This window comes from Sphingobacterium griseoflavum, assembly GCF_014653155.1.
Lineage (GTDB): Bacteria > Bacteroidota > Bacteroidia > Sphingobacteriales > Sphingobacteriaceae > Sphingobacterium > Sphingobacterium griseoflavum.
Genome location: NZ_BNAF01000011.1, coordinates 107,466 through 120,385, shown reverse-complemented (window position 1 = coordinate 120,385; position 12,920 = coordinate 107,466). Strand labels below are relative to the sequence as shown.

General features: G+C 44.1%; 10 protein-coding genes. 4 read left to right on the top strand and 6 right to left on the bottom strand.

The genetic code is table 11. The features are described 5' to 3' along the window. Nucleotides 1-85 precede the first annotated feature (85 nt). The 3 genes from IE165_RS14705 to IE165_RS14695 all read right to left on the bottom strand — a co-directional run bounded on the left by IE165_RS14705 (nucleotide 86) and on the right by IE165_RS14695 (nucleotide 4,841). Complete coding sequence (locus tag IE165_RS14705; RefSeq protein ID WP_189627401.1) at nucleotides 86-1,024, bottom strand: aspartate carbamoyltransferase catalytic subunit; 939 nt, start codon at nucleotides 1,022-1,024, stop codon at nucleotides 86-88. 93 nt (nucleotides 1,025-1,117) lie between these two features. Next, a complete protein-coding gene (pyrR, locus tag IE165_RS14700; RefSeq protein ID WP_189627400.1) occupies nucleotides 1,118-1,669 on the bottom strand; it encodes a bifunctional pyr operon transcriptional regulator/uracil phosphoribosyltransferase PyrR in 552 nt (183 codons plus the stop codon). Nucleotides 1,670-1,811: 142 nt separating this feature from the next. Then, complete coding sequence (locus IE165_RS14695; protein WP_189627399.1) at nucleotides 1,812-4,841, bottom strand: glycosyltransferase family 117 protein; 3,030 nt, start codon at nucleotides 4,839-4,841, stop codon at nucleotides 1,812-1,814. Between the two features lie 625 nt (nucleotides 4,842-5,466). On the opposite strand from IE165_RS14695, the gene IE165_RS14690 reads away from it, so the two are divergent. The 3 genes from IE165_RS14690 (at nucleotide 5,467) to pth (ending at nucleotide 7,856) form a co-directional block, all read left to right on the top strand. Further along, complete coding sequence (locus IE165_RS14690; protein ID WP_189627398.1) at nucleotides 5,467-6,423, top strand: ribose-phosphate pyrophosphokinase; 957 nt, start codon at nucleotides 5,467-5,469, stop codon at nucleotides 6,421-6,423. Nucleotides 6,424-6,552: 129 nt separating this feature from the next. Then, nucleotides 6,553-7,149: a 50S ribosomal protein L25/general stress protein Ctc gene (locus IE165_RS14685; RefSeq protein ID WP_189627397.1), complete on the top strand. Its 597-nt coding sequence runs from the start codon at nucleotides 6,553-6,555 to the stop codon at nucleotides 7,147-7,149. A gap of 143 nt (nucleotides 7,150-7,292) precedes the next feature. Then, nucleotides 7,293-7,856 (top strand): aminoacyl-tRNA hydrolase, encoded by a 564-nt coding sequence (pth, locus tag IE165_RS14680; protein WP_189627396.1) that lies wholly within the window; start codon nucleotides 7,293-7,295, stop codon nucleotides 7,854-7,856. A gap of 98 nt (nucleotides 7,857-7,954) precedes the next feature. Here pth and IE165_RS14675 read toward each other — a convergent pair whose 3' ends face one another. After that, the gene (locus tag IE165_RS14675) at nucleotides 7,955-10,033 is read right to left on the bottom strand and encodes a M56 family metallopeptidase (RefSeq protein WP_189627395.1); all 2,079 of its coding nucleotides are present in this window, start codon (nucleotides 10,031-10,033) and stop codon (nucleotides 7,955-7,957) included. Nucleotides 10,034-10,037: 4 nt separating this feature from the next. Next, nucleotides 10,038-10,400, bottom strand: a complete 363-nt coding sequence (locus tag IE165_RS14670; RefSeq protein ID WP_189627394.1) for a BlaI/MecI/CopY family transcriptional regulator — start codon at nucleotides 10,398-10,400, stop codon at nucleotides 10,038-10,040. Nucleotides 10,401-10,682: 282 nt separating this feature from the next. Between IE165_RS14670 and IE165_RS14665 the strand changes: the two genes are divergently transcribed. Further along, nucleotides 10,683-11,969: a citrate synthase gene (locus tag IE165_RS14665; protein ID WP_189627393.1), complete on the top strand. Its 1,287-nt coding sequence runs from the start codon at nucleotides 10,683-10,685 to the stop codon at nucleotides 11,967-11,969. A 78-nt stretch (nucleotides 11,970-12,047) separates the two neighbouring features. Here IE165_RS14665 and IE165_RS14660 read toward each other — a convergent pair whose 3' ends face one another. After that, nucleotides 12,048-12,836 (bottom strand): META domain-containing protein, encoded by a 789-nt coding sequence (locus IE165_RS14660; protein ID WP_189627392.1) that lies wholly within the window; start codon nucleotides 12,834-12,836, stop codon nucleotides 12,048-12,050. Nucleotides 12,837-12,920: the final 84 nt, after the last annotated feature.

Below are 12,920 nucleotides of genomic sequence, written 5' to 3'. Positions count from 1 at the left end.
CTATATAACGTAAATTTTACCCAAAAAATATGCTCCACTTTAAAAAAGTCGAGCATAAAATCCCAGGCAACTGAGGGTTTGTGTATTAGCCGCGTTGACCAGCCAATAAATACAGTACAGCCATACGCACGGCCACCCCATTTTCTACCTGATCTAAGATGATAGCGTGCTTACTATCGGCCACATCCGAGGTGATTTCTACCCCTCTATTGATCGGCCCAGGATGCATAATGGTAATTTCTTTATCCAACGTATCCAAAATTTCCTTGTTCAATCCATACAGCATGGAATATTCGCGCAAGGAGGGAAAATAGGCTATATCTTGGCGTTCTAGCTGTATGCGTAGCATGTTCGCTACGTCGCACCAATTCAAAGCCTTGCGCAGGTCGTGCTCCACTTTAACACCCAATGAAGATATGTATTTCGGGATTAGCGTAGTCGGTCCGCAAACCATGACTTCGGCGCCCTGCTTCTGCAAGCATAGGATATTAGATAGTGCAACGCGCGAGTGCAGGATATCTCCAATAATAGCCACCTTACGACCAGCCATATCGCCATGGCGCTCGCGTATGGAAAAAGAATCCAGCAAGGCTTGTGTAGGATGCTCATGTGCGCCATCGCCCGCATTGACTATCTGCGCTTTTACGTGCTTACTTAAAAAAACACCGGCCCCGGCATACGGATGCCGCATGACAATCATATCTACCTTCATCGCCAAGATATTATTGACCGTATCGATCAATGTCTCGCCTTTACTAACGGATGATGACGATGCCGCAAAATTCACGATATCGGCGGAAAGACGCTTTTCGGCAAGCTCAAAAGACAGACGTGTACGCGTAGAATTCTCGAAAAAAACATTGGCAATGGTGATATCGCGTAGTGAAGGCACTTTCTTGATTGGCCGGTTAAGGACTTCTTTAAAATTGGCGGCCGTATCCAAAATTAGTTGAATATCGTTCTCGTTTAGGTCTTTTATGCCTAATAGGTGTCTTGTGCTAAGCTGTTCGGTTGTTGTTGACATGTTTTCTTGAATTTCCAGCGCGTTATTGTTTTAAAAAAGTCCGGCCGCTCCCGGACGGAGCCTCGCTAATACGGTTCGATAAAAGATGGCTTGCTAATCCGACATTTTCTCTGTCACCAGCACAATACTGTCATCAGCATCGACCTCTTCCCAGCTCACAATGACCTTTTGCGAATCGATCGAATCCACTTGTATACCGATATAATCTGGCTGTATGGGAATCTGTCTTGAAAAACGTCTGTCGACCAATACCAACAGCTCCATTTTGCCCGACCGGCCAAATGCCTGCATTGCATCCATTGCCGAACGGATCGTGCGGCCCGTCCAAAGCACATCATCAATCAGTACCACCGCTTTTCCATCCACGATAAAATCAATGACTGTACTGCTTGCCGTCAGCGGGCTCGCCCCCTTCATGCGAAAATCATCACGGTAAAAGGTGATGTCCAATACCCCCAGCTGTACCTGAAGTCCGGTCATAAGCGCGATTTCCTTTTGGATGCGCTTCGCTAAATAAGTACCTCGTGGTTGGATTCCGATTAACACGGCATTAGAAAAATCACCATGATTCTCAATCAACTGCTGGCATAGCCGTTTGATCGTGATCTGGAATTTAGCTCCTTCTAATAAAATCGATTGTTTCATTATGGGAATGTTTGGGCAAACTTACGGTATTTTTTTCAAACCTGCTACATCTTCCATATGGAATAACGACAATCATAAAAATACCCCCAAATCGTGTCAAACTTTTTGGGGGCAGTGTATTTTGGATTACCGATATGTGCCTTTATTGAGGCGACTGTTCAAAGTAATGTTTGTACACATTAAACAATTCATCAGATTGCTTTTTGAGCGCGGGCTGGTTAACCCCATCCAGCAATTGCTTGTACCGTTGAATAGAAGCAAGACCAAATCGCATATTTCGGTATTCCAAATTTGATTTAGCTTCCGATACGGCCTCATAATAGGCCATATTTTCACGTATGAACTGTAGATTGCGCTGCGCAATCTCATTCGCTTTGGCGGTTTCTCCTACCTTGTACATGGCTTCTAAGAGTGTTACGTAACTCATTACTTCAGACATGAGGTAAGCACGTTTAGGCATATTTTCATACGCGTTTACCACCAACTTCTTGGCTTTATCCGCCTCGCCGGCAGCTAATAGTTGCTGTGCTGTTTGCCCATAGATGGTCCCGACATACATACTGATATAGCGATAAGAATCCGGATCTATGTAAGAAGCCTTTCCCAAATTACCCCAAGTAAACTTGTTCATAATATTGTCGTAGGTCTGATCAACGTTCTCAATAGAGCTAGGCTCACCTTCTTTAAGTCCAAAATCAACTGGCATCAGGCGGTAGGCAAAACCTTCGCTAACCAGATAGCGATCTAAGCCCATGTAGTTATCTTCGGGCGTAGTGATCGTGAAGTAGATCGGGCGTTTCCAATTGTTGTTCGCCAAAATAGACAACATCGATAATTCCGCACGGCTTACATAATTTAAACTGTAGTTCCAGTGCATGGTATCCACGATCGCTGATTCCCAATCTTTCGGAACCACCTTGTTAGCAATCACGGCCTGTTTATCGACTGCAAGCTGCATTTTTTTGGTGGGCAGCAAATTCACAAACTCGCCACTCTGCAGCTGTGCTTTATTTTGCGGATTGTCCGACAACATTACTTTCACTAGATCCTGCACGGGTACGTGTCCAGGGATGTTGTAATCTTGGTAGTAAATGACGTCTCGCACGCCATCTTTCACCAGCTCTGGATCGATATTAATGGGCAACGCATCCGCGTCGTTCACCTTATCCATCATTTGCCTCATATACCAATCAGCACTCAGTAGACTCAAGTTGACAACGCGCACATCGGTTCGGAATCCTTCTACCTCCTGCACATACCATAAAGGATACGTATCATTGTCGCCATAACTGAAAAGGATGGCGTTCGGCGCGCAGGATTCTAGGTAATTCCGCGCCATATCGCGGGCTAGGCTTTTTTCGGAACGATTGTGATCATCGTAATTTTGCGCAATCAAGATGACAGGCCCAGCTAGTATACCGATCGCGGCTGCCGTATAGCCAGCAACCTTCGCATTGGCCTTCTTGGAGATATAGTCTGCAATAGCCAGCACCCCGAGACCAATCCAAATGCTAAAGGCATAGAACGACCCGGCATACGCGTAATCACGCTCCCTTGGCTGCATAGGTGTTTGATTGAGGTATAGCACGATTGCTATTCCGGTAAAGAAAAACAATAAGCCAACCACACCTGCATCGCGCTGCCTTCTTCCAAAATGCCAGAAAGCGCCGAGCAAACCGATGATGAGCGGCAAAAAGAAATAGGTATTGCGTGAAGGATCGGTCTTCGCGGAGGTTGGTAATTTATCCTGACCGCCCAGCAACGCATTATCGATAGGCGTAATACCGCTAATCCAATTTCCCTCTGTGTAGGACCCATGCCCCTGTTGGTCATTTTGCCGTCCAGCAAAATTCCAAAGAAAGTAGCGTCCGTACATATGTCCGATTTGGTAACCAAAAAAGAATTTGATGTTATCAGCAAAGGTCGGTGCCTCGTTGGGCCCCAAGCCCAAGTACTCCCGGTAATAGTCGGGATGCCCGCCTTTATCGCTATAGATTCTTGGAAAAAGTGTTTCCTTATCATAGGTATAAACCGGATTACGTTTGGCTACAACATATCTATCGCCGTCCTTGCGGTACACCTTCTTCCCTTCCTCCATACCCGTTGCTCGGGAATCGAAGAAGCGGCCTTTAAACAACGGCTCGTCGCCATATTGCTCGCGGTTAAGGTAACTCAAAAAGGAGAAGGCATTATCAGGATCACTGTTATTGAGCGTCGGGTTTGCTTTGGCGCGAATCATAATCATCGCAAACGAACTGTATCCCAATAGGATGAAGACCGTGCTAATTAACGCTATGTTTAAGAGCGGTTTTACTTTTTTGATCGAATAGATAATACCGTATACAAGACCACCGATCACGAGTAACGCAAAGAATGCGGCTCCTGAACCAAAACCAAGGCCAAGCGAGTTCACAAAGAAAAGATCAAAGTAAGCCGCAAATTTGATGGAAAACTGAATAACGCCCCAAAGAATAACGGCAAGAACAACCACACCAATACCCAGTGCTTTCAAGATACCGGCGCTGCTGCTTTCTTTCGTTTTCCGGAAGTATATGACAAGCGCGATTGCGGGTATTACCAACAAATTTAGCAAATGGACGCCAATCGAGAGTCCCATAACATAGGCAATAAATATCAACCACTTATCTGCCTGCGGCTGTTCAGCATGCGCTTCCCATTTTAAGATCCCCCAAAAAACCACCGCTGTACAAAGGGAAGACATCGCGTACACTTCAGCCTCTACCGCGGAAAACCAAAAGGTATCCGTAAATGCATACGCAAGTGCCCCAACTACACCAGCGGCCATCACCAAGAACAACTGCGCACCTGTTAACAGGGTCGCATTTGAATAACCGACGAATACTTTTCTTGCCAGCGCAGTAATCGTCCAAAAAAGAAAGAGAATGGTAAGCCCGCTGCATACCGCAGAACCAATATTCATCCAAAATGCTATCTTGGTGGTATCGCCCATCGCTAAGTTGGAAAAGACATTCTCAATCATCAGAAACAGCGGCGCTCCCGGTTGGTGCACGATCTGCATCTTGAAAGCGGAAGCAATAAACTCGCCACAGTCCCACCAACTTACGGTGCGTTCCACGGTCATTACATAGACAATCGTTGCGATTGCTGCACAGATCCATCCTAGCAGGTTGTTAATCTTATTGTAATTCATTCTATATTGATAAGGTAATCCTAATTTATGGCTCGAAATTAAGGAATACTAACCGACTATTAAATATTATTTACACATTTTAACGAAAGTTTTTGCAACGGAGAAATTGACTGCGCCTGAACAGCGTCCAGAAATGGACTCATGCACGAAAAATATCACACTGAAAATCAGCTAAGATCGTACATTTAGCAAAAAAAGTTTTGGAACTAATAAAAACAGCCTTATATTTGCATCGTCAAAACAAAACAACAGCTGTATTGACGGTATGATTGTCCGATAGTATAAGGGTAGTACAAGTGATTTTGGTTCATTTAGTCTTGGTTCGAATCCAGGTCGGACAACAAAAAAGAGAGCATTTTCATGCTCTCTTTTTTTATCTAACCCTTTCAAGTACAAGCGATTTCTCGGCTCAAAAAGTATTTTGTTTTCACAAACATTTATCTAACTTTGTCCCCCATAACAAAGAAGGGTCATTGTAAAAGTTTTGTCCGATAGTATAAGGGTAGTACAAGTGATTTTGGTTCATTTAGTCTTGGTTCGAATCCAGGTCGGACAACTTAACACGATCGTTATTTGGAAGTTATACGGAAAACATTTGAGTTAGTCCAACATAAAATCACGCATAATGCCTTTGCAATTTAACACGGTGAAGCTGTTCGCAGGGTCGGGAACAGTGGAGTTAGCAGAAAAAATCTCCAAATCTTATGGCAAACCTCTTGGTGACAAGACCTTGTCCAAGTTTAGCGACGGAGAAATTCAACCTTTTTACAATGAATCTGTACGCGGAAGCGACGTTTTCTTGATCCAATCCACCAACCAACCTACCGACAATCTTTTCGAACTTTTACTGATGATTGATGCTGCCAAGCGTGCTTCTGCCCACTACATCACGGCAGTTGTTCCTTATTTTGGCTTCGCACGTCAAGATCGGAAGGATAAACCACGTGTTGCTATCGGTGCAAAATTGATGGCTAACCTCATTACCGCTGCCGGCGCGCATCGCATCATGACCATGGATCTGCATGCTGCCCAAATCCAAGGCTTTTTTGATATTCCAATGGACCACCTTGATGGTTCCATTATTTTCGTGCCCTATATCAAATCATTGAACCTGCCTAACCTGACAATCGCATCACCTGACATGGGGGGCTCTTACCGCGCACGTACCTTTGCCAAGTTTTTTAATGCCGAAGTCATCATTTGCGATAAGCGACGCAAGCGTGCAAACGAAATCGAATCCATGTCCATCATTGGCGATGTAAAGGGACAAGACGTGGTATTAATCGACGATATCTGTGACACAGCCGGCACGCTATCAAAAGCTGCCGCCTTGATTATGGAGCATGGCGCTAATTCGGTCCGCGCTGTGTGTACGCATGCGGTGCTATCAGGCAAGGCCTATGAAACTATTGAAAACTCTGTATTGACAGAAATGATCGTTTCGGACACCATCCAGCTGGATGCTGAAAAATCATCGTTATGTAGCAAGATCAAGGTTCTTTCTACCGCAGACCTTTTCGCTCACGCAATCAAAAACGTGAACGAACACGGCTCAATTTCTGATCTTTTCGATATCAAATAAAAAAATAACAGAACGCCAATTCGGTGTAATAAATAGGGTGGACACTTCACGTTCACCCTATTTATTACATTATTTTTTTTTAACAAAAAATAACCATATTTTTGCACCTCAATTTAATATAAAACAATAATGAAATCAATTGCTATTAGCGGTTCTGTAAGACAGAACGTAGGGAAAAGAGATTCGAAAGAGTTGCGTTACGAAGGACAAGTGCCTGCAGTTCTTTACGGTGGTAAAGAGCAAACCCACCTTTCGGTATCCGCAGCTGATTTAAAATCAATTCTTTATACTCCAGATGTAGTATTCGTAGAATTGAATTTAGATAGCAAAAAAACGAGAGCGATCGTTCAAGATGCGCAATTCCACCCATTGACGGACCTCGTTACACACATTGACTTCTTAGAACTGTTTGACGACAAAGAAGTTTCTGTTAATATTCCCATCAAATTGACGGGTACTTCTCCAGGTGTGAAAATGGGGGGTAAGTTGGTACAAAAATTACGTACACTCCGTGTAAAAGCATTGCCAAACAATTTACCTCAAGAGATTGAAGTTCCTATGGAATCTTTGGAAGTGGGTAAATCGGTACGTGTAAGACAAATTGCCTTGCAGGATGCCAAAGTGTTGAACAACGCTGACGATACCATCGTTTCTGTGATCATGTCTCGTGCTTTACGTCAAGCAGAGCAGGAAGCAGCTAAAGCAGCTAAAGGCGGCAAAAAATAGTTATAACCGACAAGGTTATGTAAAGGCATCGAGCAATCGATGCCTTTTTTATGAGCTGGCAACGCAATTCGAAACGAGAACAAACCGTCTTGCTACCCATTATCTATAATGGATTATCTAACATATTTTTTATTTTTGCAGGCATGAACTATTTAATTGTTGGTTTGGGCAATATTGGAAAAGAGTACGAAGATACCCGACACAATATCGGCTTTATGGTCGTTGATGAAGCCGCGAAACAAGCGGGTGCGACGTGGTCTCTGTTAAAATTAGCCTATTACACCGAGTTCAAGCAACGTGGCAGAAACGTGTACATGATCAAACCCACTACGTTTATGAACCTTAGCGGGAAAGCCGTCAATTATTGGATGCAGCAACTGAAAGTTCCGTTGGAAAATGTATTAGTGGTGGTCGATGATCTTGCCATCCCTTTTGGCTCGCTACGCATCAAACCTAAAGGCTCGGCTGCTGGACATAATGGGCTTCGCTCCATCGAGGCAACCTGCGGTGGACAAAACTACCCTCGCCTACGCTTCGGTATTGGCGATAACTATCCAAAGGGAAGACAAGTGGACTACGTTCTAGGGCCCTTCGATCAGGACGAGCAAAAAGATCTACCCGGGCTGATCGACCACTCGGTCAAGATGATACAGAGCTTTGTCAACATCGGCATCGAGCTGACGATGACAAACCTCAACAGCAAGTAAAGCGAATACCGTCTGATGCGGGACATCGACGGTATTTCAGCTCACTATATTTATTAACTAAACAACTCTTTTTGGGCGTATTTTAGGCACACGGAAGCCTATTTACGTTCGATATAGGGGATGACCTTCTTATCGGGATTAACCACCAGCTCTATTTTCCGTTTGGCATTGTACACGGAGGCCGATGCACCGCGATTGGCGCTAGGGTTACCATCTTTTAGGAACAATAAGCCGACCATGTTTTTAGGCAGATTGCTATTTTTCTCTGTCAGATCAATCGCCCCAACCTGCGAAACATCGGCAGCTTTAATATTCTTCAGGTCAGCTTCACGCGCTACCTTACCATTGATAACCAACACCACATCGCTTTTCAAATCGATATTTGCCCGATTGTCCTCCAAGAACTTCTTCAGGCTCTCCGGATCGTTGGCGCTGTAGAAGGAATCGCTGCCATGACTCTTACTTTTCGTTCCATAGCCAACCACGACGACTTCCTTATTAACGCTCTCCGCTAGTGGAACCCCCTGCACGATTTTTGCTTTATTTTCGACAGATCCGGCACCGGCTTTAGTCGTAACATGTATGACGCCATGGGCACCTTTATCGCCATATATGGCTTTAGCACCGGCATCTTTTAATACCGAAATGCTTTCAATAGCGTCGGGATCTATACCGTGGAGATCTTGACCCGTCTTTTCCCGTCCATCGACGATAATCAAGGGCTGTTTGCCATCGATATGTAAGACATTCCGCAGCGAACTACCATCGGCGGTCTGAGCCGCCGCCGCCCGGCCCTTGACGACGACAGACCGTATCCTTCCATTTTTGGTGGTATCGGCTTGACCACCCTTCAGCGAAAATACCGCGGTCCCGTCCATTTTTTTCGTATGGATTTTGACCACTCCATTTTTTGCATCCTGACCAAAAACCGTAATCGCTGCCGCATCTTTTAATACCTCTATCGATTCAATATTGTTCGGGTCTAGGACCTTAATATCATATCCGAGAGGCTTTCTCACACCATCTACGACTATCAGGGGATCCTTTTTTATGCCATGCGAATTGCGCAAAACAATTGTTCGTTGTGTCGAACCAATCGTATCGGAAAAAATGGAAACTTCGTCCATCTGATCGGAAAGTTCGCGGCCCACATCTTCTTTGGTGCCGGATGTGACGATGCTCAAGGTATCTGCTTGATTGACGCTGAGACCCTCAACAGTATCCAGCAACTGTGGATTATCGTCTGTTTGCAATACCTGCCCCAGCTCGTATACTTCTGTTTCCTTGGCGATGTTCACCACTTCAATAATATGGTCATCCGCCTTTGTCACCGTAAATGCACCTGCCGAGAAAATAATGATCGGTAGCAGGAAGGCATACTTGCTCAACTGGAGCTTCGATGACCGTTTTTTGTTCATCATCATAATGCGCTTTTTTAAAAGTTTAAAATTAAATTGGTTGCTAATAGCTACCGAAGCACCCTGCTTCGATACATGCAACAATGAATACTGATAGGTTTGCCGATCCGCCCCCTTATTGAGTACCTGTTGATCAGTCAGGAACTCTAAATTTTGACGTACGGCTCTGCGCATAAGCCATACAAAGGGATTATACCAACAAACGATCAGTAGGATTTCGAAACAGAGAATATCCAAGCTGTGAAGACCTTTCACGTGAATATCTTCATGTTCGAAAATATCGTGCAGCTCTAATTCTTGGTGCTGCTCCTTATTAACATAGATTTTGTTGAGGAAGGAAAATGGAACAATGGGGAACAATACATTCCGGTAGAGATAGCTCTTCCAAGCTGCTTCAACAGAATGGAAGTGTATACGTAATAAGCTAAAAAGCTGTATGCAAAGCCGTAGTGTGAACCAAATGACGCCAAAGGAGATGACGGCATATAGCAAATTTTCCAACGTATAGACGCCCTGTACCTTGTTTGCGAGGGACAGATCCGGCATAAAGGCAATCAGCTCGCCCACCGGCTCCATGTGTTGCTGAAAAAGCGATCTGATATCTAAAAAAGGATAAGTCAAGGCAAACAATACGCCCGACAAGAAATACCCCCTGTTCAACTGATAAAAAGTCAAGTTTTTCAACAACAGGATATAGCCTATATACACAACGGCAAGCAATATGTTGACCTGTAAAATGTAAGCGAGCGTAGATTGCATAACCTTATGATTTATTGTTCTTAATCATGTCCATGATCTCCTCTAGCTCCCGTGGGGATAGCTTCTCTTCCTTAACAAAAAAAGAAACCATCTCCTTGTAGGAATTCCTGAAATAATCGCCTACAAATCCGCTCATAAACTTGCCTTTGTATTCTTCTTCCGAAATGATCGGCTCATAACGCTTGGCATTGGCATACCTTACCGCCCGCACATAGCCCTTCTTCTCTAAATTTTTTATCGTCGAGGCCAGGGTGGTGTAAGGAGGCTTCTCTCCTTTCAGATTGTCTAAAACCTCTTTTACAAATCCGCCCTGCAATTGCCATATCGACAACATAGCTTCTTCTTCTTGTATCGTTAACTTATCCATAATCAAAATACTAACTGATCACAATGTTACGAAAATTTCGTAACAACAAAAAATTATTTGTTTTTTTTTGTTTTTATCTGTTTGCACAGCTGATCGCGCTACTGACCGACCAGTGTGAACTGGACAATAATAAGACTGACTTAGAATCAACAGTCGCGAGCTTACGCAGCAGGCCTCACCGTTTAAAAGCCTAAAATGACGAGTTTGTGTCATTTTAATTTCATGCTGGGGTCGAATTTATCGTTGATTTTTATACATTTGTAAGAAACTAGATTATTAAATATGTCGGATAAAGCAACAATAAATTTAGACGGTGCATCCTACGAGTTGCCAGTTATTATTGGTACTGAAAACGAAAAAGCTGTTGATATCTCGAAACTTAGAGACCAGTCGGGATATATCACCCTTGATCCAGGCTTCAAAAATACGGGCGCCACAAAAAGCGCCATTACTTTTTTGGATGGCGAAGAGGGCGTTTTACGCTACCGTGGGTATCCTATCGAACAATTAGCTGAAAAGTCAACATTCATCGAAGTCGCCTATTTATTGATCTACGGAGAACTTCCGAGTAAAGCAGTGTTAGAGCAATTCCGCGGAGATATCAGAAAACAGATGCTGATCCATGAAGACATGAAAAATTTCTTCACGGGGTTCCCATCAAAATCGCATCCTATGGGACAATTGTCTTGCTTGGTTGGTGCCTTGTCTGCATTCTACCCAGAGTCGTTGAATCCCAACCCGACGGATGAAGAGGAGAACAAAACGATCATCAACTTGTTGGCAAAAATGCCAACCATCGTTTCATGGATACAGAAAAAATCACTTGGGCAGCCCGTTGTATATCCTAAAAACAACCTTGGTTACATCGAGAACTTCCTAAACATGATTTTTGGAGAGGTAACAGGCGAGACTACATTTGATCCTGTGGTTATCAGCGCCATGCACAAATTACTCATCTTGCATGCGGATCACGAGCAAAACTGCTCGACATCAACCGTGCGCATTGTTGGGTCCTCCAACGCCAATCTCTATGCCTCTATCTCGGCGGGCATCAACGCCCTTTGGGGGCCATTGCATGGCGGTGCAAACCAAGCGGTAATCGAGATGCTGGAAGCGATTAAAAACGATGGCGGCGATGCCGAAAAATACCTCGCCAAAGCAAAAGACAAAAATGACCCTTTCCGCTTGATGGGATTTGGACACCGCGTATACAAAAATTTCGATCCCCGTGCTAAGATTATCAAGAAAGCATGTGACGACATTTTGGAAAAACTCGGCGTTGATGATCCTGTCTTAGATATTGCAAAACGGCTAGAAGAAGCCGCATTAAACGATCAGTATTTTATCGATCGTAAACTATATCCTAATGTGGATTTCTATTCCGGTATTATCTATCGCGCTTTAGGCTTTGAATCGGATATGTTTACGGTGCTATTCGCCCTAGGACGTCTTCCAGGATGGATTGCCCAATGGAAGGAGATGCGAGACAACAAAGAGCCTATCGGTCGTCCACGCCAAGTATACACAGGTTCCACCACAAGGGCTTATATAGACATCAACGATCGCTAATCGTCGATAATAAATAGCATAGAAAAAGCTCAGACCGATATGGATCTGAGCTTTTTTCTTTTTTGTATGCACGCTTGTCTATTTTCTTTTAAAGCGCATCACGGCGATATCCCCCATAATCATATTCAGAACATCTCCATGCACATCAAAGCGATTTATTTTTTCCAATCCTTTGAAAAACACTTGTTCCCCATTTCCTGGGCAAGCCATTTTGGTGGACCCTAACGGGCCAAATTGAATATCATTCCCATTTAACTCGAATGTTCCAAAAAAATTGTTACAGCTGCTATTTCCATTCACTTTCTTTGTGGCTGGGTCAAAGCTGATAGTTGGCTTCCGCGAAGCATAGAGCGAGTCGAAGGACAGACCCGCCTCCATGATATAGTCGAGCTCCCACGTACCCGCCAAGCGACCACTCTGATCCTCCAACATAGCAAATTTTGCCAAGACGTTCCCTTTACCTTTCGACAACAATAATGTCCCTGCATCGACTTTGTAGGTATCGGCTTGTTCGAAAAGTTGCTTTAATCCGTTTTCTATGGTCATATCATCACAATACATCATGGTCGACATACCACGACCAAACTTGATTCCATTGCTTTTGCTCAGTTCATATTCCCCTCCTACACCGTTACAACCTCCTGTCGAACTGTACCGTCCCTCTTCTTCCGAAAACTCCAGATAAGGCATTTTACCATTTACCATGGCCGGTACCGGCTGCCCATTCAGTTCAATCAACTGCCAACGACCTCCCGTTAGACCAGACCCGGCTGCCGCGCCGTCAGCACCGGACTTCCGTGCAGCACAACTTCCGAAAAAAAACAACACTGCCAAAGCACCCAAAAAAAATACCTGTAAAAATCTCATATCTATATCTTATTTTAATTATATACAACCCATAAAACGAAAGGTTTGAATATGTCGCGACATTTTTTTTTCGAAAACCAAAAA